Genomic DNA, 22,800 nt, shown 5'->3' with positions numbered 1-22,800 from the left:
GGACGGCCTGACCGCGGGTCGGAGGCTCAGGCCCGTGCCGAAGGCGAGGCCGGCGCGGGAGCCGGGCGGGGGACGCCCAGGAGGGTCTTCCAGCCCCCGGCCGGCGCTTCGCCGGGGCTGAGCGACTGGAGCTTGCGCAGCACCGCCGGGTCCTGGACCTCCAGCCACTCCACCAGCTGACGGAACGACACCAGCCGGACCTCGGGCCGTCCGGCGATCGTTTTGAGGGTCTCCTCGACGGCGTCCATGTAGATGCCGCCGTTCCACTGCTCGAAGTGGTTGCCGATGTAGAACGGTGCCCGGTTGGTGGCGTACGCCCGCTCGAAGCCCGCAAGGTAGGAGTCACGCGCCTGGGTGCGCCAGGCCGAGTACATACCGGAGTCGCCCTTGGTGTTGGCGCCGGACTGGTTGTACATGATGTTGTAGTCCATCGACAGCACCTGGAAGCTGTGCCCGGGGAAGGGGATGGACTGCAGCGGGAAGTCCCACAGTGCGCCGCCCTGGAACTTCTGCGGCCACATCTGGAGCCCGCCGGGCCCGCTGCTGTCGTACTTCCAGCCGCGCTGGGCGGCCGTCGGCAGCAGGGTGCGCTGGCCCTCCAGACACGGGGTGCGGCCGCCGATCAGCTCCTTGCGGTAGTCGAAGGGCAGCGCGGGCAGGTCGGTGAAGCCGGTGTTGGTCTTCCAGTTCATGACGAAGTCCATCGCCTGCCCGATCTCGCTGTCCCACTCCTCGGGGGACCAGTTGGCGACCCCGGTGGTGCCGCAGAAGTGGCCGTTGAAGTGGGTGCCGATCTCGTGCCCCTCCGCCCAGGCGGCGCCGAGCTGCTCCAGGGTGTCGTGGATGTGCTGGTCGCTGAGGTAGCCGATGTCACTGGCACCGGTCGGGTGCTGCGGCGGGTTGTAGAGCTCCCGTTTGGACTCGGGCAGCAGGTAGAGGCCGCTGAGGAAGAAGGTCATCGAGGCCCGGTGCTCCTTGGCGAGCTTCCGGAAGCGGCTGAACAGCCGGTTGTCCATCTCGCCCGCGCCGTCCCAGGAGAAGACCACGAACTGCGGTGGCCGTTCGCCGGGCCCGAGCGGTTCGGCCTTCGGCTGGTGCGGCTGGGGGCCGGTGTCGGAGGTGGAGCCGTCCCCGATCAGGACGGCGGCGGGCTTGGGAGGTCCACCGGGACGTCCCGCGGCGGCGTCCTCGGGCGGGGGGGCCGCGTGCTCGCCGTTGCTGCCCCTGGTGCCCGCGCAGCCGGCGGCCAGGGTGGCCGCGGCACCGGCGCCGGCGGCGAGCAGGGTCCTGCGGGAGAGCGCGTCCATGATCACGTCCGTTCCTGGGGCCGGCCACGCGATGGGGTGGCCGTGCGGTGGGGTCGGCGGTCCGAGAACTCCGATCGCTGCATCGGTGCGGGCCGGATCGGGCCACAGCATCGCATGTGACGCACCGTCGGCTCGGGGAGGCGGGGCGCAGGCGTAGGGTGATCTCCAGGCCCGCGGCCGTACGACTCACCCGCCCGGCGCAGCTACCGGTCGGCCCGGGACCCGGAGGTGCGCCAGTCATGTGGCAGCCGGTACTTGACGCCTACCGGGACCGGATCGTCGAGTCCGGTCGTCAGCCGCTCTTCCTGCTGCTGCTCGGGCTGATCGGCTCGTTCCTGTTCATCCGCTTCGGCGTCCGGATGATCCGACGCGGCACCAGCTGGTGGCCGGGCAATGTCACTCCGGGCGGCCTGCACATCCACCATGTGGTCTTACTGCGGCTCTCCCGCTCGGTGCTGCGCTTCCTCTCCCGCTGGTGGCAGCTGGAGTCGCTCTACCGCGCCAACGCCAAGTACCAACCGGTGTGGGAGCCGCGCTTCCTGCTGTACGAGAAGTCCTCCGAGCTGCCCGCGATCGCCCTGGCCAACGCGCTCGCCGAGGGCTTCCTGACCTGGCCGCGGCTGCGCACGGCCCCGCGCCCCTGAGGCTCCCTCGAGGAGCTCACCCGTTCGGGGCAGGGCGGGAGGGGGAGTGCGGGTGACCGGACGTCAGGGCGGTGAGCTGCGGTCATCGGTGCCGCCCCGGCCGAATGGGGGGTAGGGGATCCGACCGGTTGCGGATGTCCCGGGCCGATGACGGCGGTTGACTGGGGTGGATCGTCGGACAGCGGAGCGCAGAGGGAGTACGGGTGGGCGGGCAGCCGGACAGAAGTCCCTGGCCGGGAACGCTGGCGGCAGGCACCGCCCTGGTGCTCGGCGCCTGGATGGTGCACGGCGGCGGCCTGCACCTGCCTCCGCTGCCCAGCCTCGCCCAGGGTTTCGGCGGTGCCACCTCACCCGCGCTGCTCGTCCCGCCCCGCGCCCGCGCCGTGCCGACCCGGATCAGGATCCCGGCCCTGCGGGTGGACGCCCCCGTCACCGGCCTCGGCCTGGACTCCGCCGGACGGCTCCAGGCCCCGGCCGACACCGACCGCAATCTGACGGGCTGGTACCGCGACGGCATCACCCCGGGCCAGCGCGGAACCGCGATCGTGGCCGGGCACGTCGACACCCGGGACGGTCCCGCCGTCTTCTACGACCTCGGCACCCTGCACAAGGGCGACCAGGTGGAGATCACCGGTGAGGACCGGGGCTCGGCCTTCTTCGTCGTGGACGCCGTCGAGGTCTACTCCAAGAAGGGCTTCCCGGACGCGAAGGTGTACGGCCCGGCCCCCGACTCGCAGCTGAGGCTGATCACCTGCGGCGGCGGTTTCAGCGCGGCGAAGGGCTACGACGCGAACGTCGTGGTCTTCGCCCACCTGGTGCGCAGCCTGCCCGGCAGCTGACCGGGCAGCGGCCGCCGGCCGCGCCGCGTACGCCAGGCGATCCACCCGGACAACAGTACTGAGGAGCACGATGAGCAGCCGGCCGCTGGCGGCGTGGAACCCGGCCGACTGGTCGCTGACCCACGGCGCCGTCCCGTACACCGTGCTGGCGCTGGGCCTTGCCGCCCTGCCGGTCCTCGCGGTCTCCCGCGGTCGGCACTGGTGGAGCCGCCGCTTCCCGTGCGCGGTGGTGGTGGCGGCGGTGCTCACCGTGCTGTTGCAGTTCGCCGTGGACGACTGGTGGCAGCCCTTCCCCGACAGCCTGCCGCACCGGGTGACCGCGTGGATCGGCGTCGGCATCCTGGCCCTGCTCCTCATGCTGATCCGGCTCTTCCCGCCGCGCCTGCTGCGCCGGCGCGGCCGCCTCGGCGTACTGCTCGCCGCCCTGCTGGTCCTGGTGATGTCCGCCTCCCAGGTCAACCGGTTCTTCGACCAGTACCCGACGCCTCGGGTGCTGGCCGCCTCCTGGTTCGGCAAGGCCCACAGGCTGTCCAGCAGCACGGCGGCGGACACCGTCGCCGCCCCGCCCGGCGGGACGCTCGCCGAGGTCTGGCACCGGCCCGCGGACCTGCCCGGAAAGGGCACCGTCTCCACCGCGCCGATACCCGGCACCAAGTCCGGCTTCAGGGCCCGGGGCGCGTACGTCTACCTGCCGCCCGCCTACCAGGCCGACCCCCGGCCGCTGCTGCCCGCCCTGGTGCTGATGGCGGGTCAACCGGGAGCGCCCGCCGACTGGGTCAACTCCGGCAAGCTCCCCGAGCAGCTGGACGCCTTCGCCGCCCAGCACGACGGCCTCGCCCCCATCGTGGTGGTCGTCGACCAGATCGGCTCGACCTGGGGCAACCCCCTGTGCATGGACTCCCGGATCGCCAGGTCGCAGACCTACCTGGCCGAGGACGTCCCTGACTGGATCCACTCGCACCTCCAGACCGCCACCGGCCGCCGCTCCCTCGCGATCGGCGGGCTCTCCCTCGGCGGCACCTGCTCCCTCCAGCTCGCCGTCAACGCCCCCCAGGTGTACGGCGCCTTCCTGGACATCTCCGGCCAGCAGGAGCCGACGCTGGGCAGCCACCGCAAGACCGTCAAGGAGGCGTTCGGTGGCGACGAGGCCGCCTTCGAGGCCGTCGATCCGCTGCATGTCATGGCAGGCCGGCAGTTCCCCGACACCGCGGCCTCCTTCGTCGTGGGCGCGGGCGACAAGGAGTACGGGCCGCAGCAGCGCAAGGTCTACGCGGTCGCCGTCGGGGCCGGGATGCAGGCCAGGTTCGCCACCGTGCCCGGCGGGCATGACTGGAACACCTTCCGGGCCGGGCTCGGCCAGAACCTCCCCTGGCTGGCCCAGCAGACGGGACTGATCCGATGACCGAGACCGCACCGGAGCCCGGCCCCAGAACCCCTCGGCCCGAACGGGGCTGGCACCGCTGGCTGCGCGTCCTCGGCGCGATAGCCGCCCGGCTGCGTACCGCGCCGCTGACCATCGCGCTGCTGGTGGCGCTCTGGGCGGTAGGCGGGGCCACCGGGAGTCTTGGCCAGGGGCCGCCCGAGCAGCTGCTCGAACACACCGGGGTCGGCCTCTTCACCCTGGAGAACGGCCGCTGGTGGACCCCACTGGCCTCGCTGCTGTGGTGCTCGGGCATCGGCGCGTACGTGGCGACCAGCCTGATCCTGCTGCTGGTCGGGCCCGCCGCCGAGCAGCGGATCGGCACCCCGGTGACCGCCGCCGTGCTGGTGGCCGGGCAGGTGCTCGGCAGCCTGCTGGGCACCGGAGCCGTCCGGCTCGGGATCAGCGCCGACCTGGGCTGGACCCTGGACATCCAGGACCAGCTGGCCGTCGGCCCGGCCATCGGCCTGTTCGCCCTGGCCGCCGTGCTCAGCTACCGGCTCACCGTGCTCTGGCGCCGACGGCTGAGGCTTCTGGTGCTGCTGGTACCGCTGGTGATGATGCTCTACGTCGGCCACCTGCAGAGCGTCCAGCGGATGGCCGGGGCACTGGTCGGGCTGGCGCTCGGTGTGCTGATGCAGCGTCGGCTGCCCGCCAGGCCGCAGCGGGTCTCGCACAGCGAGGCCCGGGTGCTGGTCGGCCTCTGTCTGCTCGCCACCGCGCTCGGACCGCTGATCGCCTCGCTCTACCCGGACGCCATCGGTCCGTTCAACACCCTCGGTGACCTCTACTTCTCGCACGTCCCCACCGCCCAGGAGGTGATCGACGCCTGCGCGGAGTCCACCGCCGCCTGTGCCCATGAACACTCGGCGCAGCGGTTCTTCGACTCCCCGGGCCGGCTGATGGCCGCCCTGATGCCCGTCCTGCTGCTGGTGCTCGCCGAGGGCCTGCGCCGGGGCCTGCGGGCGGCCTGGTGGCTCACCGCCGTCACCGAGCTGCTCTGGACCGGGCTCCTCGGCTGGCTGCTCGCCCTCAACTACGCGGACTTCGCCGCCGACGGCGGCACGGGCTACCTCTACGAGCTGATCGGCGAGGCGCTGCTGCTGCCGGTCCTGATGCTGGTGCTGCTGCTGGTCACCCGGCGGCGCTTCGACCAGCGGCTGCCGCGCCGCGACCTGCGCCGCCTGGCGGCGGTGATCGGCGGGACGCTGCTGCTCAGCTGTGGCGCGTTCGTGGGGATCGGCTGGCTGGTCAGGGACCAGTACGAGCCGACGGCCACTCTCGGGCGGCTGCTCGCGGGGGTGCCCTCGGAGCTGCTGCCGCCCGCGTACAACGACCTGCTGCCGGGGTATCCGATCGCGGTCGGCGGGACGGCGCAGACCCTGGAGATCTACTGCGGGCTGCTCTTCTGGGCCGTAGCTCTGACGGCGGTGCTGCTGGCCTTCCGCCGCCCGGTGGTGCACGCGGACGCCGAGGCGGCGGCCCGCGCCCGCGAGCTGCTCACCCAGTACGGCGGCTCTACCCTCTCCTTCATCTCCACCTGGGACGGCAACCACTACTGGTTCGACCAGGACGGCAAGGCGGCCGTCCCGTACCGGGTGATCGCCACCGTCGCGCTCACCACCGGCGACCCCTTCGGCGAACCGGCGGCCCGTCGGCGCGCGGTGGCCGGATTCGCCGGGTACTGCGACTCCCGGGGGTGGACGCCCTGCTTCTACAGCGTCACCCCCGACACCGTCGCCGCCGCCGACGAGCTCGGCTGGCGCTCGCTCCAGGTCGCCGAGGACACCGTGGTGCCGCTGCCCGGCCTCGCCTTCACCGGCAAGAAGTGGCAGGACATCCGCACCTCGCTGAACAAGGCGGCCAAGCAGGGCATCACCGCCGAGTGGTGGAGCTACCAGGACGCGCCGATCGCCATCACGGACCAGATCCGTTCGATCTCCGAGGAGTGGGTCTCCGACAAGGGCCTGCCCGAGATGGGCTTCACCCTCGGCGGTCTGGCCGAACTGGCCGACCCGGCGGTGCGGATCCTGATCGCCGTGGACGGCGAGGGCACCGTGCACGGTCTCACCAGCTGGATGCCGGTCTACGAGCTGGGCGAACCGGTCGGCTGGACCCTGGACTTCATGCGCCGCCGCGCCGAGGGCTTCCGGGGCGTGATGGAGTTCCTGATCGCCTCCGCCGCGCTCGGCTTCAAGGAGGAGGGCGCCCGTTTCCTCAGCCTCTCCGGAGCCCCGCTGGCCCGCGCCGATCGGGGCGAGCCGCCCACCGCCTTGCAGCGCACGCTCGACTGGATGGGCAAGGTGCTGGAACCGGTCTACGGCTTCCGCTCGCTGCTCGCCTTCAAGGCCAAGTTCCAGCCCGAGTACCGGCCGATGTTCATGGCCTACCCGGACCCGGCCGCGCTGGCCAGCATCACCCGGGCCATCGGCAAGGCGTACCTGCCGCACCTGACACCCGCCCAGGGCGTCCGGCTGATGCGGAAGCTCTCCTCGTGACCGGGTGACGGCCGCTCACGCCGGGAGTCCGCGCCGCCCGGGGCGGACTGTGGGGTCCGCCCCGGGCGGCGCGTGCGGGGCCCTGCGTGCGCCGTTGCGGTCAGCCGAGCAGCTCGGCCAGCGCCCGGTCCGGGTCCAGATGGCGCAGCTCCTGGTCCTTGGGCACGGCGAGGTAGCTGCGCCACAGGAAGCGCCGCAGGTCCCGCTCGGCGAACTGGAGCAGGGCGACGCCCTCGGGCGCGCGCAGCTCGACCATGGTCCGCAGGCCCAGGGCCGGCCGGACGTGCACATCGCCAAGCCCCGAGGGCAGGTCGAGTCCGGCCGCCAGCAGCTGGCGGGCGAAGACCCATTCGACGCCGGGCGGCGGTTGCGGGCTGTCCGGCTCCTCGGCGAAGGGCGCCGGCGTCGGCTCCGGACCCGCCTCCTCCAGCGCGTACTCGGCGGGGAAGGTCATCCGGATCGCCAGTGGGTCCTCGGTGAAGTAGCGCAGCGTCACCGCGAGCAGGGCGGTGCGGTGCGTGGAGACGATCAGGCGGGCCTGGGCGGCCTGCTCGACTGCGGCGGACATGTGGTTCCTCCCGATGGGCGCCCCGGCGGGCACGTGGCCTGTGCGGGTCTAGTGAGGGGTGGGTCGGGGCCGACCCGCACATACGGGAGAGTCGGGAGGGGCTCGTGTTCTTACGTGCCTTCCCGAGGGAAATAGTGTGATCTGCATCACGTCCAAGCGGCGTGATCGCGCGGGCCGGGGATCCGCTCTCCTCCAAGTCGCCCACCGGCCGTGGCGGCGGGTGGGGGCGCCGCGGCGGAGCGGTTGCCGGGTGCTGCGGGAGTGCCGGGTGCGAGGGGTGCGGCGGGCCCGTGTCGGGCGGCGGGATGGGGGGTCTGCCGGTAGGCTAGGCGGGTTGTCCGACCGCCGTCCAACTGCGGGGCGGGGCCGCAATGATGGCCCTGACCTGCGACGATCCCCCCTCCGGAGACCGTGAGTACTGCCGCCGCTTCAGCCATGGCCCCGCTGTTCTCGGACGCCGAATCGCACAGCGTCGCCCGGTCAGCCGCAGCTCCCTCGCACCACCTGTCCCCGGCCTTCCCCGGCCGTGCCCCCTGGGGCACCGCCGGCAAGCTCCGGGCCTGGCAGCAGGGTGCGCTGGACAAGTACATCGAGAAGCAGCCCCGCGACTTCCTCGCCGTCGCGACCCCGGGCGCAGGCAAGACCACCTTCGCGCTCACCCTGGCCTCGTACCTGCTGCACAACCATCTGGTGCAGCAGGTCACCGTCGTCGCTCCGACCGAGCACCTGAAGAAGCAGTGGGCCGAGGCAGCCGCCCGGATAGGCATCAAGCTGGATCCGGCGTACTCCTCGGGCCCGCTCTCCAAGGAGTACGACGGCATCGTGGTCACCTATGCCGGTGTGGGCGTCAATCCGATGCTGCACCGCAACAGGACCGAGGCCCGCAAGACCCTCGTCATCATGGATGAGATCCACCACGCCGGTGACTCCAAGTCCTGGGGCGAAGCCTGCTTCGAGGCTTTCGAGCCCGCCGCCCGCCGTCTGGCGCTGACCGGTACGCCGTTCCGCTCCGACACCAATCCGATCCCCTTCGTCCAGTACGAGGCGGGCGGCGACGGCATCCGCAAGTCGGTCGCCGACTACACCTACGGCTACGGGCACGCGCTCGCCGACCATGTCGTCCGCCCGGTGATCTTCCTCTCGTACAGCGGCAACATGCGCTGGCGCACCAAGGCCGGGGACGAGCTGGAGGCCCGCCTCGGCGAGCCGATGACCAAGGACCTGATCGCCCAGGCCTGGCGTACCGCGCTGGCCCCGCAGGGCGAGTGGATCCCCAATGTGCTCAGCGCCGCCGACCGGCGGCTCACCGAGGTCCGCAAGGCGATCCCCGACGCCGGCGGCCTGGTGATCGCCACCGACCAGAACGTGGCCCGCGCCTACGCCAAGATGCTGCGTGAGATCACCGGCGAGAAGGTGACCCTCGTCCTCTCCGACGAGGCCGAGGCGTCCAAGCGGATCTCCGACTACGCGGCGGGCGACTCCCGCTGGATGGTCGCGGTCCGCATGGTGTCCGAAGGCGTCGACGTGCCCCGCCTGTGCGTCGGGGTGTACGCCACCTCGATCTCCACCCCGCTGTTCTTCGCGCAGGCCGTGGGCCGCTTCGTGCGTGCCCGCAAGCGCGGCGAGACCGCCTCGGTCTTCCTGCCGACCGTGCCGATGCTGCTCGGCTTCGCCAACGAGATGGAGCTCCAGCGCGACCACGTCCTCGACCGGCCGAAGAAGGAGGGCGAGGGCCTCTTCGACGAGGAGGACCGCCTGCTCGCCGAGGCCGAGAAGGCCAACGACGGCCCTGACACGGCGGGTGGCGACGAGTTCTCCTACGAGGCGCTGGGCTCGGACGCGGTCTTCGACCGGGTGCTCTACAACGCCATGGAATTCGGCATGCAGGCGCACCCCGGCAGCGAGGAGGAGGAGGACTACCTCGGCATCCCCGGCCTGCTGGAGCCCGACCAGGTGCAGATGCTGCTGCAGAAGCGCCAGCACCGGCAGATCCAGCGCAGCAAGGCCAAGCCCGCCGAGGAGGCCGACCTGCTGGAACTCCCAGCCGAGGACCGCCCGGTGGTGACCCATCAGGAACTGCGCGAGCTGCGCAAGGAGCTGAACGCCCTGGTCGCCGCCTGGCACCACCGCACCAACCAGCCGCACGGCACCATCCACAACGAGCTGCGCCGCCAGTGCGGGGGGCCGTTGACCGCACAGGCCACGGCGAACCAGCTGAAGGGCCGGATCGCGAAGATCCGGGAGTGGGCCAAGTAGCCGGGGTGGTCGCGTGGCTGAGCCTTCGGTGGCCGTGGACCGGAGCAGTCGCTCCAGTCCACGGTCCAGCTGCTCCGGGCTGAACCGGGCCCCGAAGGGCCGACTGTGAAGTACGGGATGCAGTCCGCGCAGCTCAAGGAGACCGAGGAGTCACGACGAGCAGGGTGTGCAGGTCCCGCCAGTCCTGCGGCCCGGGCGGAAGGGGGTCTTCCGGGCTGATCGCGAAAGCGCATATCGTCCCCCCGTCGGTCGCGGTTTTCCGGTTGGCCGGTTTTTCGGCGGGGCCTTCGACCGGCCGTCTGCGCCAAGTTGGGCGTCGAGAGCCGGGGTGCGGCGGTGGCGGTGGCGCTGCGGGAGGGACTGTTCAGGGTGGCTGACGCCCCGGGGGCCTGTCCGGAGTACGAAAACGATACGAACTGGTGGTCGATTAAGGCATAGGGAATTGCCCCGGTTCATCCCGTTCTGAAGGGCGGGATACCCAATTTCCTTCCCGAATTTTGGACAGGCTCTTCCGTCATAGGTCCCTCCTTCATTACGTTCTGCCCCACACTCGCTCGACGGTCCACCCACCCGAGACGGGCACCGCACGGCTGTGCGCTCGTCGATGACGCCGACGCACCGCTCAAGCGCGGACACCCATTCCTGCGCACCACCCCACCCCCACCCCCGGCACCCCGCCTGGCCCCGGCATGCCCGGAGGGCATCGGTGAGTGCCGCAGAAAGGAATGTGTGCGTCGTGACTGCCGAGACCTCCCAGACACTGGACCGCGGTGTCCGGGTCCTCAAGCTGCTCGCCGACTCCGAGCGAGGGCTGACCGTCACCGAGCTGGCCGCCAGACTCGCGGTCAACAGAACCGTGGTCTACCGGCTGCTGGCGACCCTGGAACTGCACGGTCTGGTGCGCCGGGACATCGGCGGCCGGGCCAGGGTCGGCCTCGGCGTGCTCAGACTCGCCCACCGGGTCCATCCGCTGCTGCGGGAGGCCGCCCTCCCGGCGCTGCGCAGCCTGGCCGAGGACCTCGGCGCCACCGCCCACCTCACCCTGGTGGACGGAAACGAGGCGTTGGCCGTCGCGGTGGTCGAGCCCAGCTGGACGGACTTCCATGTCGCCTACCGGACGGGGCTGCGCCACCCGCTGACCGAGAGCGCGGCAGGGCAGGCCATCCTCCAGGCGCGTACCCTGCCGGGCCAACGCCGTCCGGAGGCCGGATTCGTCATCGCCCAGGCGGAGGAGCAGTCCGGCGCCAGCGGGGCGGCGGCCGCACTGGTGGGGCTGAGCGGGATAGAGGGCAGCGTCGGTGTGGTGATGCTGAGCGGCCTGGTGCCCGAGCGGGTCGGCCCGCGCGTGATGGAGGCGGCGACCGAGGTGGCGGACGCGCTGCGGTAGGCGCGTCCATCGACGGTCACGGTGCGCCCCTGATGGGTTACCCCTTGCCGCTCGCACCTCGGTCGGTGTGTTTGGATGCCCGTGTGCCCGATGCGAAGCTGCCCGCAGCCCTGACCGCTCCGAAGACCCGCGCCCTCACCCTCTGCGGCGTGCTGGTCGGCGCGCTGCTGGGGGTGGCGGCCTTCGCGCCGCTGCCGTACACCCGGACGATGCCGGGCTCCACGTCGGACGTCCTCGGTGCGTACGAGGGCAGGCCGGTGCTCACCGTCACCGGTGCGCCGACCCGGCAGACCGACGGCCAGCTGCGGATGGTCACCATCTCGGCGACCAGCCCCGGCGAGAGGATCAGCCTCTGGACGGCGCTCCGCTCCTGGGTGGACCAGGACGAGGCCGTACTGCCGTCCGAGGCGGTCTACCCGCAGAAGGACCCGGCCAAGGCGGAGCAGGAGACCCGGCACGAGATGACCCAGTCCCAGGACAGCGCCACCGTCGCGGCCCTGAAGTACCTGAACCTGTCGCCGGAGAAGGTCAAGGTGCAGGTGGACCTGGGCGACATCGGCGGCCCGAGCGCGGGTCAGCTGCTCGCGCTCGGGATCATCGACAAGCTGGCCGGTGACGGCAAGGGCGGCGACCTGTCCGGCGGCAAGGTGATCGCGGGCACCGGCACCATCGACGAGCAGGGCAATGTGGGCGCGGTCGGCGGTGTCCCGCTGAAGACCCAGGCCGCGGCCAGGGATGGCGCGACGGTCTTCCTGCTGCCCCAGGCCGAGTGCTCGGACGCCAAGGTGAACACCCCGGCCGGTCTGCGGCTGGTCCCGGTCAGGACGCTCTCCGACGCGGTCGCCGCGCTGGACGCGCTGAAGGCCGGCGGCTCCGTACCCAGCTGCTGAGCGGCGGGCCGGACGGCGCGCCCCTACTCCCGGGCGGCCTGCTCCACCAGGGGCAGGACCCGGTACGGGACGGGGTTCTCCAACGCGATCGCCGTGGACGCCCGGACGATCCCCTCGAAGCCCACCACCCGGTCGATCACCCGCTGGAGATCGCCGTTGGACCTCGCCACGATCCGCACCAGCATGTCCCCCTGCCCGGTGATGGTGTGCAGCTCCAGTACCTCGGGCACCGAGGACAGATGAGCCCGTACGTCCGCCCCCTGGCCCTGCGAGATCTCCAGGGTGGCGAAGGCCGTCACCGGATACCCCAGCGCGGCCGGGTCCACCTGCGGCCCGAAGCCGCCGATCACCCCGCGCGCCTGCAGCCGGTCGAGGCGGGCCTGTACGGTGCCGCGCGCCACCTGGAGCCGGCGCGAGCACTCCAGCACCCCGATTCTCGGCTCCTCGCTGAGTAGTCTGATCAACTTTCCGTCGAGCGCGTCGATGGCGTCGTTGGGGGAGTGCACGGCGGCTCCGTCCGATGGGCAATCTGTCCAGCAGAGACTGCTATTTTCCGGCCCCGTCACGCAGCTTGCCCAGGATGAACCGGAACAGTTGCGCATCGGTGTGGCGGGCGCCACGCTCCCTGCACAGCCTCGTGGCGCGGGCCCCCACACCGTGCCACGGGACGACCGGGGAGGCGCTCTTGACCGACATCTTCGTCCCCGCCCGGCGCACCGACGCCGTCGTCCTCGCCGTCGGCGACGCCCGCAGGACGGCCCACTACTACTGCGTCGCGCTGGCCATGCGATGTACCGCGTACTCCGGGCCCGAGACCGGCAACCCGGAGACCGTCTCCTACGTCCTGGAGTCCGGCACCGCCCGCTTCGTCGTCACCTCCGCGATCCGGCCGTGCTCCGAGCACGCCCGGCGCATCGCCGAACACGTCGCCGCCCACGGCGACACCGTCCTGGACCTGGTCATCGAGGTGCCCGACGCCTACGCCGTCTACGACTACGCCGTCGACCGGGGCGCCACCCCCGTCACCGAGCCGTACGAACTCAGCGACCGGTACGGCACGGTGGTGCTCGCCACCATCGGCGGTGACGGGCCCGCCCGGCACGTCCTGGTCGAACGCACCGGCTACGCGGGCCTCTTCCTGCCCGGCTACGTCCCGCCGCCGAACGCCGTCCTGCCACCGCGCTGCTCGGTGTACGCCTGACGGGGAGCCGGTCAGCGCACCACGCTCTGGACGTCCGGCGGATGCCCGTTCCAGGTGGCGAACACCGAATTGGCCTTGCTGCCCTGGGAGAAGTCCACCCGCAGCCAGCCCTCGCCGTGCCACACCTGCATCTGCCAGCCGGGGTCGGGCGCCGCCGAGACCAGGTCGGCCCGGTCCGGTTCCATGCTCAGAGCCACCCGCCCGCCCGGGACCAGGACGCTGCGCACCGAGGCGTCCGCCGCGCTGCCCTGGGCGGTCGACCGGCCGGCCGACGGGGACGGCGGGGCCGACGCGGAGGGCGACGCCGACGCGGTTTCGGACACGGTGGGCGAGGCGGCGGGAGAGCCGGCCGAGGCGGCCGACGCCGCCTGCTGCGCCGACGGACCGTCAGAGACCCGCCCGCCGGGGGACGGCAGCGGGACGGCCCGGGGCTGCTCGAAGGCGGCGTCCGTCAGCACCGCGTGCACACCGAGCCAGGACAGCGCCACCGCCGCCGAGGTGGCCGCCACCCAGGCGGCGAGTTGCACCAGTCCGTTCCGCATCGCGAGCACATCCTGCCGCATCCCGGCTATCGGCAGGTCAGCACCCCTGGAAGTCGGCAGGGACCGTCCTGCCCTGCCCCTGAGGTACAGACCACGCCACACGGATGGCGTACCGTGCAGCCCCATGGCAACAGTGCTCGTGGTCGAGGACGACCCCTTCGTACGCTCCGCCCTCATACGGCACCTGGCCGAGTCGGGCCATGCCGTTCGCAGTGTCGGCACCGCGCTGGAGGCACTTCGCGAGGTCGCCCAGGTCGGCTGCGACCTGGTCATCCTCGACCTCGGACTGCCCGACCTGGACGGCGGCGAGGCCCTCAAGATGATCCGCGGGCTCACCAATGTGCCGGTCATCATCTCCACCGCCCGCGACGACGAGGCGGAGATCGTCCGGCTGCTCAACGACGGCGCCGACGACTACCTCGTCAAACCGTTCTCCGTGGAGCATCTGACAGCCAGGATGACCGCCGTGCTGCGCCGGTTCGGCGGCGGCAGCGCACCCGTCGCACAGATCCTGCGGGTCGGCGGACTGGCCATCGACGCCCAGCGCCGCGAAGCCGTCCTGGACGGGCGGGCACTCGACCTCACCCGCCGAGAGTTCGACCTGCTCGCCTTCCTCGCCGCCAGGCCCGGCGTGGTCGTCCCGCGCAGGGAGATCCTGGCGGAGGTCTGGCGCCAGACCTACGGCGGCGACCAGACCATCGACGTCCACCTCTCCTGGCTGCGCCGCAAGCTCGGTGAGACCGCGTCGAAGCCGCGCTATCTGCACACCGTACGCGGCGTCGGCGTCCGGTTGGAGGCGCCGTCGGGCGATCCCACATGACGCGGGTGAGCTCCCGCAGTCCCTCCCCCGTGTCCAGCGCCGCCGGTGCGTCCGGGGCCGCTGGGCGCGGAAGGCACTCGCTGCGCTGGGCGCTGATCAAGGCAGCCGTCGCCGGAACCACCATGGTGGCGCTCGCCTTCCTGATCCCGCTCGGGCTGATGGTCCAGCAGACCGCCAGGGACCGGGCCTTCACCTCCGCCGAACGGCAGGCCGCCGCCCTCGCGCCCGCCCTGGCCATCACCACCGACCGGGACGCCATCACCCGCGCTCTGGCCAGTACCGACGCCGGGGCCCGGGAGCGGGTGGCCGTCCACCTGCCCACCGCGACCGGTCCTGACACCGTGGTCGGCACCGGACGGGCCGACGAAGTCGACGTCTCCACCGCCGCCGGCCGGACGAGTCCTGCGGACGGCGCCTCGGGCGGAGCCCCCGCCCGCTCCTTCACCGCCCATGTCCCCGGCGGCTTCGCACTGTTGCAGGCCGTCGCGGTCGAGGGCGGACGGGTCGCCGTGGTCGAGGTGTACGTCGCCGACGGCGACCTCACCCGGGGCGTCGACACGGCCTGGCTGGTGCTCTCCCTGGTCGCTCTCGCCCTGGTGGTGATCTCCGTGCTGGTCGCCGACCGGATGGGTGCCAGGATCGTCGCCTCCGCCCGCCGCCTGGCCGGGGCCGCCCGCTCCCTCGGCGGCGGTAACCTCGCCGTCCGCGTCCCGGTCGAGGGACGGCAGGCCGAGGGCGCCCCCGAGGAACTGCGCGAGGCCGCCCACGCCTTCAACTCCATGGCGGACCGGGTCGTCCATCTGCTCGCCGCCGAACGCGAACTCGCCGCAGACCTCTCCCACCGGCTGCGCACCCCGCTCACCGTGCTCCGGCTCAACGCCGCAGGCCTCGGCGAGGGCGACGCCGCGGACGCCACCCGGCACGCGGTGGCCCAACTGGAGCGCGAGGTCGACCAGATCATCCGCTCGGCGCGACGCGCACCCGACGACGCACCGCAGGTCGCGCTCGGCTGCGACGCGGCGGAGGTGATCCGCGAACGGGTCGGCTTCTGGTCGGCGCTGGCCGAGGACGAAGGCCGCCGCTGGCAACTGGCGGGCGCCGAGGGGCCCGCACCGGTGTCCGTCCAGCGGGGCGACCTCGCCGCCGCCGTGGACGCACTGCTCGGCAACGTCTTCCGGCACACCGCCGTGGGTACCGCCTTCTCGGTGGACGTCCTGGTGACCGGAACCGGCGTCATCGTGCTGGTCGGGGACGCGGGACCGGGCTTCGCCGACCCCGTTGCAGCCCTGCGACGCGGTGAGGGCCAGGGCGGCGAGGGCTCCACCGGGCTCGGCCTCGACATCGTCCGCAAGCTCGCCGAGGCCACCGGCGGGGACCTCGCGCTCGGCCGCTCCGCCGTGCTCGGCGGCGCCGAACTCCGCCTCCGCCTGCAGAGCCACCCCGACGGCACCGCGCCCCGCGCCACCCGCCGGCGGGGCACCGCACGGCGCCGGATTTGACGGTACGTCAGTTCCCTGTGCGGACAACCGCGCCCGTTGAGGTACTGCCTGGCCGGCCGCTGTTGCCGGACCTCTTCCTTAAGGGCGTCCTAACGGAGGCGTTGGGCTCGCTGAGGTGGGCCGATCGGCCCCCGAGGCGCCGCTAGCGTCTGCGGGGTCGGGGCCCGAGCCCCGTTCGACCGGTCTTCTCGTGGAGGTACGCAGACCATGACGCCCCAGCGCAGTCGACGTTCAGGAAGCCACCGGCGCAGCCGGAAGGGAATGGTCGTCGGGGCGTCGGCGCTCGCCGCCGCCGTCGTCGCGGGCGGCGCGGTGGTGCTCGCCTCCTCCGCCAGCGCCGCCTCGGTCGGTGCCGCCTACAGCAGGAGCAGCACCTGGGAGAACGGCTACACCGGGCAGTACCTGGTGACCAACCCGGGCGGGAAGGCGATCGAGGACTGGACGTTGAGCTTCGACCTGCCGTCCGGCGCGAAGATCGACTCGCTCTGGAACGCCACCTTCACCGCCGCCGGGCAGCACATCACCGTCAAGCCGCAGTCGTGGAGCCGGCGGATCGAGCCGGGTAGGACGGTCGAGGTGGGCTTTGTCGTCCAGGGCTCCGGTGCGGCGCAGGCCGAGCCGGGCAACTGCCTGATCGACAACGCCTCGTGCACGGCGGGCACCGGGCCGACCCCCGTCCCCTCCGGTCGCCCGACCACCGCCACGCCGACCCCGACGGCCAGCACCCCGGCGACCAGCTCCCCGACGGCTCAGCCGCCCACCCCGAGCGCCACCGCGACCACCGCGAAGCCGACCCCGAGCACCTCGCCGACCGCCGCCCCGGTCAGCGGCGCGCGTTTCTCCCCGTACGTGGACACCTCGCTCTACCCGCCGTACGACCTGGTCGCCACCGCGAAGGCGACCGGTGTGAAGAACTTCAACCTCGCCTTCGTCGTGTCCGGCGGCGGCTGCACCCCCAAGTGGGGCGGGGTCAGCGACCTGTCCGGTGACGCCGTCGCGGCGCAGATCGGTGCGCTGCGCGCGGTCGGCGGCGACGTCCGGGTCTCCCTCGGCGGTGCCAACGGCAGTGAGCTCGCCACCGTCTGCTCCTCGGCGGCCGAGCTGGCCGCCGCGTACCAGAAGGCCGTGGACGCCTACGGCCTCACCGAGCTGGACTTCGACATCGAGGGCGGCGCGCTCGGCGACACCGCCGCCAACACCCGCCGCGCCCAGGCCGTCGCGCAGCTCCAGCGGACCGCCGCCGCCAAGGGCCGCACCCTGGACGTCTCCTTCACCCTGCCCGTCCTGCCCAGCGGTCTCACCCAGGACGGCATCAACCTGGTCGCCGACGCCAGGAGCAACGGCGTCGCGATCGGCGCCGTCAACATCATGGCGATGGACTTCGGCGACGGTGTCGCCCCCAACCCGAACGGCCGGATGGGCAAGTACGCCATTGACGCCGCCACCGCCACCCAGGCCCAGCTGAAGAGCGTGCTCGGCCTCGGCGACGGCGACGCCTGGGCGAAGGTGGCGGTCACCCCGATGATCGGCGTCAACGACGTCGCCACCGAGGTCTTCACGGTCGCGGACGCCGACCAGCTCGCCCGGTTCGCCGCGAGCAAGCACCTGGCCTGGCTCGCCATGTGGTCCGGCACCCGCGACAAGGGCTGCGCGGGCGGCGCCCAGACGTACGCCGACGCGACCTGCAGCAGCATCGTCCAGCAGCCGCTGGACTTCACCCGGGCCCTCGGCGCTTACACCGGCTGACCCGTCTGCCTTCCGCTCACCTCGGGACCGGGGGCGCTGCCGCAAGAGTCGGCCGCGCCCCCGCCTCCGTCAGGTAGTGTCGCTAGCTGGTCGACCCGAGGACGGAGCGGAACGTGACAGCGGTGCAGGAGCAGCAGAGGGTGCCCCAGCGGCGGCCCCGCCAGGACGGCTCTGCCCCGGCAGAACGGCGGCGCATCCTCGCCGCCCCCGTCCGCGCCCTGCGTGAGGCCCCGCGCCGACCGCTGGCCATCGCCACCGGTGCGGCCCTGTTCTCGCTGCTCGCGTACGCGATCGTCCGGCACTTCGCCGGCACCTCGATGGTGGACATGATCGTCTACCGTGCCGAGGGCTCCGCCGTCGCCCACAACGAGGACCTGTACGCGCTCCGGGTCACCCAGTGGAACCTGCCCGCGACCTACCCGCCGTTCGCCGCGATGCTCTTCGTGCCGACCGCCTACGTCGGCGTCAGCCTGCTGCGGGTCCTCATCACCACCGGCAACCTGGTCCTGCTCGGGCTGCTCGCCCACTTCTCCTTCAGGCTGGTGGGCTGGCCGCGCCGTGAGCTTCGCCCGATCGGCGTCATCCTGGTCACCGGGTTCGGGGTGTGGCTGGAGCCGGTCTTCACCACCCTTCGCTACGGGCAGATCAACCTGGCCCTCGCCTGCCTGATCCTCTGGGACCTCACCCGCCCGGACGGCCGCCGCAGCAAGGGCGTCGCCATCGGCATCGCGGCCGGGATCAAGCTCACCCCCGGCCTGTTCGCCGTCTATCTGCTGATCACCGGCCGGGTCCGGGCCGCCTTCGTGGCCGGTTTCGCCTTCCTCGGCACCTTCCTGATCGGCGCGCTCGTCCTTCCCGACGCCACCTACGGCTTCTGGACCAAGTACCTCTACGACTCCTCCCGGGTCGGCAGGACCGAGGTCGTCGACAACCAGTCCGTACGCGGTGCCGCCGCCCGGCTGATGCACACCGCCGACCCGGGCACCCTTGCCACCCTCATCGGCGCACTGGTCGCGCTCGCCGGTCTGGCCACCGCCGCCTGGGCGTACCGCAGCGACCGCTGGCTGCCCCGCTCCGAGGCGTGGGGCGTGTGCACCGCCGCCGTCACGGCGGTGCTGGTCTCGCCGATCAGCTGGACCCACCACTGGGTGTGGTGCGTCCCGATGCTGGTGCTGCTCGCGGCCGAGGCCGCCCACGAGCGGTCGCGTCCGGCAGCCGTCCGGCGGGCCCGCTGGCGGCCGATCCTGGGCGCGACGCTGCTGGCCTTCCTCTCCTTCGCGATGTGGATCGTGCCGCACAAGGGCGAGCTGGACCGGCACCTGCCGGCACTGCACCAGGCGCCCGCCTCGATCTACCCGCTGGTCGGCCTCGGCTTCCTGGCCGTCTCCGCGCTGCGGGTGCACTCCCGCCGCCGGGCGGCGGGCGCACCGCTGGTACGGCTGCCGCGGCAGCGGACCGACAGCGTGGCGGGCCCGGCGACGGGTGCCGCCCCCGAGGAGCGCCAGCAGGCCCCCGCGGCCCGCTGAGGCCCCGGAGGCCGCCCGTACCCGCCGAACCGGTTCCAGTCGCACCGGATCCTGCCGCACCGGTTTCGGCTGCTCACGCGAGCAGCTCGGCGAGGGAGTCGTCCAGGTCGAGCGCCGACAGCTCGGCGCCCGGCGGCACCAGCCGGTGCGCCCGCTCCAGCCACGCCGCCACGGTGGGCAGCGGCGCCTCCAGCAGCGCGTCCCCCGCCGGGGAGGTCAGCGCCATGCACAGCACGCTGTGCCGTCCGGACCGGGTCGGCCAGATCCGCACATCCCCCTGCCCGCACGGCCTGAAGGTGCCCTCGACCAGCAGCTCACGGGCGAACACCCAGGTCACGGGCGCGCCGCTGTCCAGGTGGAAGGTGATGTGGACGGCGAACGGGTCGTGACTGGTGTACGACAGCCGGGCCGGGACGGCGATGCTGCGCTCCGGGGAGAGCACCAGGCTGAGTTCGAGCTCCTGCTCGACGACGGCGACAGGCCTGTCCATGACCGGTTCCTCTCATCTCTGCGGGGCTGCTTCCGAGCCCCTTCAACGGGAGAGAGCGCGGCGGGCGGAAGGTCTTACACACTTTTGGCGGATGCCTGCGGATGGACCGGGATTCCCTCAACTGCCATCCGCCGCCGCCCGGAGGTACTACCCTTTGTGACTGCCTGACGACTGTCCGCCGCATCGCTGCGGCGGCTCGTCCGAGCCCGCCTGCGCTGATGCGCTGAAGCCCGCAGCTTCTTTGCCCCGCAGTTCCTTCCTGCCCCGCGGTGGACTCGCCCCGGAGTCCTCCGCTCCGCTGTACCCCCCCGGCGCTGCAACGAAAGAAGAACCACATGACGGACCGGCCCTTCGTCGGCGGCGCGGACATCGCCGTCGGCCCGACGCCGGGCTACTACCCCGACCCCTCCGTTCCGGGTTTCGTCCGCTACTGGGGCGGGACCGCGTGGGTGCCGGGCACCAGCAGGCCCGCGCCCGAGGCCGGGGAGGTGCTGGAGCCCCCGCGCTTCGCAGCCCGTCAGGCCCCGCCCGCCATGCGGTACGTTCCGCCGCCGGTCGCTCGGGCGGCTGCCCCCGGTGTACCGCCCGCACCCCCGGCCGGGGCGGTCGGCGAGACCGGGCCGCTCTTCTTCGACCAGACCTCGGGCGGCGCCTCCTTCACCCTGGCGCCGGAGGCGGAACTCGAACTCGCGCTGGAGCTGCGACCGCGTTCGACGGTCGAACCCGTGGCGGCCGCGCCCGCGCCGGCTCCAGTGCCCGCGCCCGCGTCTCCGCCCGTGCCCGCGCCTGCGCCCGTGGCTGTGCCCGCGCCGACGGTGCTGCGCGGGCCCGAACCCGAGCCGCCGACGCCGATCGGCCAGGGCCGCGGCCCGGAGCAGGGTGCCGCGGCCGTCCGCCGGCAGGCGGAGCCGGAGGACTCGCAGCGCCGGGTCTCCTGGGGGGCTCCGCAGGCGGGAGCGGGCGCCGCCGAGGTCCAGGCGCCTGCGGCGGTCGCGCCTGCTGCTCCTGCGCCGACCGCACCGGCTGCACCGACCGCACCGGCTGCACCGACCGCACCGGCTGCACCGGCCGCTCCTGCTGTGGCTTCCGTGCCTTCGCCTGCTCGTGCTCTCGCGCCAGCTGCTCCTGCTCCTGCCGTGGCCGTGGCCGAGAGCCCCGCTCCGGCCGCGAAGCCGCGAGCCGCAGCCGCAGCCGCAGTCACAGTCGCAGCCGCGGCTCCGCGCAGGACCGCAGCCCGCACCCGGCCCCGACCGGTCGCGCGTCCGGCCGGTCTCGGCCGCCGTCTGCTCGCGCGACTGTTCGACAGTGCGGTGGTCGCCGTGGTGGCGGTCGCCGCAGGAGTCCCGCTGCTCTCCTCGGCGACGGCCCACCTCCAGGACAGGCTCCAGCACGCCAAGTTCGTCGCCCGGGTGACGGGCCATGCGGTGGACGTGTGGCTGGTGGACGGGGTGGTGCTCGGCAAGGCCGGTGCGCTGATCGGTCTGCTGGTCCTGACGGGTCTCCTGTACGAGGTGCTCCCGACCGCCCGGACGGGCCAGACCGTGGGCAAGCGGCTGGCCGGCGTCCGGGTGGTCCGTACGGCCCCGTCCGGTCGGAGCGGCGGGTCTGCCGAGCCGTCCGCCCAGCCGCCGGCGTTCGGCTGGTCGCTCACCCGATGGATCGTCAGGCAGCTCTCCGTGCTCTCGGTGATCGGCCTGCTGTGGCCGCTCTTCGACTCCGCGGCGCGGTGCGGCTGGCAGGACCGTGCCGCCCGCACCAGGGTGGTGCGTTGCTGAGGGGGAGTCACCGTCCGGGTTGCTCCCCCCAAAACGGGCGAAATATCCCAACATCGTAGTAATGCCGATGTTCTACTCGAACCATGAGCAACCAGAACCCCTCAGGCCCGGAGCCGGAGGGGGGCGGCAAGCCCTCCTCCGACAAGCAGCAGCCCCCGGCGGCGGGTACGCCGTCAGATCCGTACGGCACGCCTCCGCCGCCCCCGCCCGCTGCGGGCCCGTACGGTGCACCTCCGCCCCAGCCTCCGCAGGGCGGCCCGTACGACACCCCCGGCAGCTACGGTGCGCAGTACGGCGCCCCGCCGCCCGGGTACGGCTCGCCGTACCCCCCTGGCCCGGGCGCCGAACCCGGCACCGGCGCGGTGCCCGGTATGCCCCCGCTCGGCAGCTGGCCCAACCGGATCGCCGCCAAGCTGATCGACTACATCGGGATCCAGATCATCGCCGCGGCCATCGTGCTGCTGTTCAGCAACCTGAGCGAGCAGAACGGCTTCGTCGGCGCGACCTGGCTCGGGTACGCGATGTACCTGGTCTACGAGGGGCTCATGCTGAGCCGTGACGGCCAGACCGTCGGCAAGAAGCTCATGAAGGTCAGGGTCGCGATGCTGAGCGACGGCAGCAGCCCGACCGGTGCCGCCGCGTGGATCCGGTCGGCCGTCTTCGTCGCCCCCGCGCTGCTCTGCTGCGGGCTGCTCTGGTGGCCCGTCGACGGACTGTTCGGCGTCTTCGACAAGCCGTATCGGCAGTGCATCCACGACAAGGCGGCCAGGACGGTCGTCGTCTCGACCGCCTGACGCATCGCACGTCCGAGCGCCCCCGCCCGAGGGTGGCCGCAGGCCGTGACCAGAGGGATCCAAGCCCGGTGGTCACGGCCTGCGCGTCTCGGGCTCGTGCCCTCGGCCCCGCTCCGGCCCCGCCACCCGCTCGGCGGCGCGGGAGGTCAGCGCTGGCGGGCGAGCGCGGGTGCGGGAGGCTGCCGATCCGCAGGGCGCTGGGCGGCGGCCGGGTGGGCCGGCCGCCGCCGCCGGGAGGCGGTCATCAGCAGCGCCGTCGCGAGTGTGCCGAGGGTGACGGCGAAGGCGACCAGCACCGCGACCGCGAACACCGCCGTCGCGCCGGACACGGCGAGCAGTGCCACCGTGGTGGCGACGACGATCAGGGTGCCGATGCTGAGCTGGGCAAGTGTTGGGCGCGGCATGGCGGTTGATCCTTCGCGCGAGATCCGGCTTCCGAGGGTCGTGCAGAAGGTCTACCCATGGTCCCCCCATGGCGGTAGCCCGGTAAGCACAGCCTAATTCGGCATATGCGGGGCAGGAAGGGGCGCACGGGCTCACGCTCCGCCCGTGCCGTGCTGCGGGGTGATGGTGCGTCATCGGACCGTTCGTCGAGGCG

Annotated in this window: 18 protein-coding genes and 2 pseudogenes; 14 read left to right on the top strand and 6 right to left on the bottom strand. The window is 72.7% G+C overall.

Annotated features, from left to right (window positions below; all coding sequences use genetic code 11):
• Nucleotides 1-26 precede the first annotated feature (26 nt).
• Nucleotides 27-1,307 (bottom strand): hypothetical protein, encoded by a 1,281-nt coding sequence (locus P3T39_RS18040; protein ID WP_280698922.1) that lies wholly within the window; start codon nucleotides 1,305-1,307, stop codon nucleotides 27-29.
• Between the two features lie 434 nt (nucleotides 1,308-1,741).
• Between P3T39_RS18040 and P3T39_RS18035 the strand changes: the two are divergent.
• The 4 genes and pseudogenes from P3T39_RS18035 to P3T39_RS18020 form a co-directional block, all read left to right on the top strand.
• Nucleotides 1,742-1,951: pseudogene (locus P3T39_RS18035) on the top strand (phosphatidylglycerol lysyltransferase domain-containing protein); the annotation flags it as partial.
• A gap of 278 nt (nucleotides 1,952-2,229) precedes the next feature.
• Nucleotides 2,230-2,790, top strand: coding sequence for a class F sortase (locus P3T39_RS18030; RefSeq protein WP_280698920.1), 561 nt, complete (start codon nucleotides 2,230-2,232; stop codon nucleotides 2,788-2,790).
• A gap of 70 nt (nucleotides 2,791-2,860) precedes the next feature.
• Nucleotides 2,861-4,192, top strand: coding sequence for an alpha/beta hydrolase-fold protein (locus P3T39_RS18025; RefSeq protein ID WP_280698815.1), 1,332 nt, complete (start codon nucleotides 2,861-2,863; stop codon nucleotides 4,190-4,192).
• Entirely contained in the window at nucleotides 4,189-6,708 is a 2,520-nt protein-coding gene (locus tag P3T39_RS18020; RefSeq protein ID WP_280698813.1) for a DUF2156 domain-containing protein, read from the top strand. Before P3T39_RS18025 ends, P3T39_RS18020 begins: the two co-directional genes overlap by 4 nt.
• A 100-nt stretch (nucleotides 6,709-6,808) precedes the next feature.
• On the opposite strand, the gene P3T39_RS18015 is transcribed toward P3T39_RS18020, so the two are convergent.
• Complete coding sequence (locus P3T39_RS18015; protein ID WP_280698812.1) at nucleotides 6,809-7,276, bottom strand: SsgA family sporulation/cell division regulator; 468 nt, start codon at nucleotides 7,274-7,276, stop codon at nucleotides 6,809-6,811.
• Nucleotides 7,277-7,711: 435 nt separating this feature from the next.
• On the opposite strand from P3T39_RS18015, the gene P3T39_RS18010 reads away from it, so the two are divergent.
• The 3 genes from P3T39_RS18010 to P3T39_RS18000 all read left to right on the top strand — a co-directional run bounded on the left by P3T39_RS18010 (nucleotide 7,712) and on the right by P3T39_RS18000 (nucleotide 11,809).
• Nucleotides 7,712-9,532 carry a DEAD/DEAH box helicase gene (locus P3T39_RS18010; protein WP_280698810.1) on the top strand — a complete coding sequence of 607 codons (1,821 nt, stop codon included), beginning with the start codon at nucleotides 7,712-7,714 and terminating at the stop codon, nucleotides 9,530-9,532.
• A gap of 736 nt (nucleotides 9,533-10,268) precedes the next feature.
• A complete protein-coding gene (locus P3T39_RS18005; RefSeq protein WP_280698808.1) occupies nucleotides 10,269-10,919 on the top strand; it encodes a helix-turn-helix domain-containing protein in 651 nt (216 codons plus the stop codon).
• Between the two features lie 83 nt (nucleotides 10,920-11,002).
• Complete coding sequence (locus P3T39_RS18000) at nucleotides 11,003-11,809, top strand: S16 family serine protease (RefSeq protein WP_280698805.1); 807 nt, start codon at nucleotides 11,003-11,005, stop codon at nucleotides 11,807-11,809.
• Between the two features lie 23 nt (nucleotides 11,810-11,832).
• On the opposite strand, the gene P3T39_RS17995 is transcribed toward P3T39_RS18000, so the two are convergent.
• The gene (locus tag P3T39_RS17995; protein ID WP_280698803.1) at nucleotides 11,833-12,315 is read right to left on the bottom strand and encodes an Lrp/AsnC family transcriptional regulator; all 483 of its coding nucleotides are present in this window, start codon (nucleotides 12,313-12,315) and stop codon (nucleotides 11,833-11,835) included.
• Nucleotides 12,316-12,494: 179 nt separating this feature from the next.
• Between P3T39_RS17995 and P3T39_RS17990 the strand changes: the two are divergent.
• Nucleotides 12,495-12,962 (top strand): annotated as a pseudogene (locus P3T39_RS17990) (VOC family protein); the annotation flags it as partial.
• 59 nt (nucleotides 12,963-13,021) lie between these two features.
• Here P3T39_RS17990 and P3T39_RS17985 read toward each other — a convergent pair.
• Entirely contained in the window at nucleotides 13,022-13,552 is a 531-nt protein-coding gene (locus P3T39_RS17985) for a hypothetical protein (protein ID WP_280698801.1), read from the bottom strand.
• Nucleotides 13,553-13,676: 124 nt separating this feature from the next.
• Here P3T39_RS17985 and P3T39_RS17980 point away from each other — a divergent pair, with 124 nt between their 5' ends.
• The 4 genes from P3T39_RS17980 to P3T39_RS17965 all read left to right on the top strand — a co-directional run bounded on the left by P3T39_RS17980 (nucleotide 13,677) and on the right by P3T39_RS17965 (nucleotide 19,143).
• The gene (locus P3T39_RS17980) at nucleotides 13,677-14,372 is read left to right on the top strand and encodes a response regulator transcription factor (protein WP_280698797.1); all 696 of its coding nucleotides are present in this window, start codon (nucleotides 13,677-13,679) and stop codon (nucleotides 14,370-14,372) included.
• Nucleotides 14,373-14,452: 80 nt separating this feature from the next.
• Nucleotides 14,453-15,871 carry a HAMP domain-containing sensor histidine kinase gene (locus P3T39_RS17975; RefSeq protein WP_280698918.1) on the top strand — a complete coding sequence of 473 codons (1,419 nt, stop codon included), beginning with the start codon at nucleotides 14,453-14,455 and terminating at the stop codon, nucleotides 15,869-15,871.
• 261 nt (nucleotides 15,872-16,132) lie between these two features.
• Entirely contained in the window at nucleotides 16,133-17,617 is a 1,485-nt protein-coding gene (locus P3T39_RS17970) for a cellulose binding domain-containing protein (protein WP_280698794.1), read from the top strand.
• A 113-nt stretch (nucleotides 17,618-17,730) separates the two neighbouring features.
• Complete coding sequence (locus tag P3T39_RS17965; RefSeq protein WP_280698792.1) at nucleotides 17,731-19,143, top strand: glycosyltransferase 87 family protein; 1,413 nt, start codon at nucleotides 17,731-17,733, stop codon at nucleotides 19,141-19,143.
• A gap of 73 nt (nucleotides 19,144-19,216) precedes the next feature.
• Here the strand turns inward: P3T39_RS17965 and P3T39_RS17960 are convergent, their stop codons facing one another.
• Entirely contained in the window at nucleotides 19,217-19,633 is a 417-nt protein-coding gene (locus tag P3T39_RS17960; RefSeq protein ID WP_280698790.1) for an SsgA family sporulation/cell division regulator, read from the bottom strand.
• 335 nt (nucleotides 19,634-19,968) lie between these two features.
• Here P3T39_RS17960 and P3T39_RS17955 point away from each other — a divergent pair, with 335 nt between their 5' ends.
• Together P3T39_RS17955 and P3T39_RS17950 are read left to right on the top strand one after the other, a co-directional pair.
• Nucleotides 19,969-21,408 (top strand): RDD family protein, encoded by a 1,440-nt coding sequence (locus P3T39_RS17955; protein WP_280698788.1) that lies wholly within the window; start codon nucleotides 19,969-19,971, stop codon nucleotides 21,406-21,408.
• A gap of 83 nt (nucleotides 21,409-21,491) precedes the next feature.
• Nucleotides 21,492-22,202: an RDD family protein gene (locus P3T39_RS17950; RefSeq protein ID WP_280698787.1), complete on the top strand. Its 711-nt coding sequence runs from the start codon at nucleotides 21,492-21,494 to the stop codon at nucleotides 22,200-22,202.
• 146 nt (nucleotides 22,203-22,348) lie between these two features.
• Here P3T39_RS17950 and P3T39_RS17945 read toward each other — a convergent pair whose 3' ends face one another.
• Nucleotides 22,349-22,606: a hypothetical protein gene (locus P3T39_RS17945; RefSeq protein WP_280698785.1), complete on the bottom strand. Its 258-nt coding sequence runs from the start codon at nucleotides 22,604-22,606 to the stop codon at nucleotides 22,349-22,351.
• Nucleotides 22,607-22,800: the final 194 nt, after the last annotated feature.

The organism is Kitasatospora sp. GP82, from assembly GCF_029892105.1.
Taxonomy (GTDB): domain Bacteria; phylum Actinomycetota; class Actinomycetes; order Streptomycetales; family Streptomycetaceae; genus Kitasatospora.
This window is presented reverse-complemented; position numbering and strand designations above follow the sequence as displayed.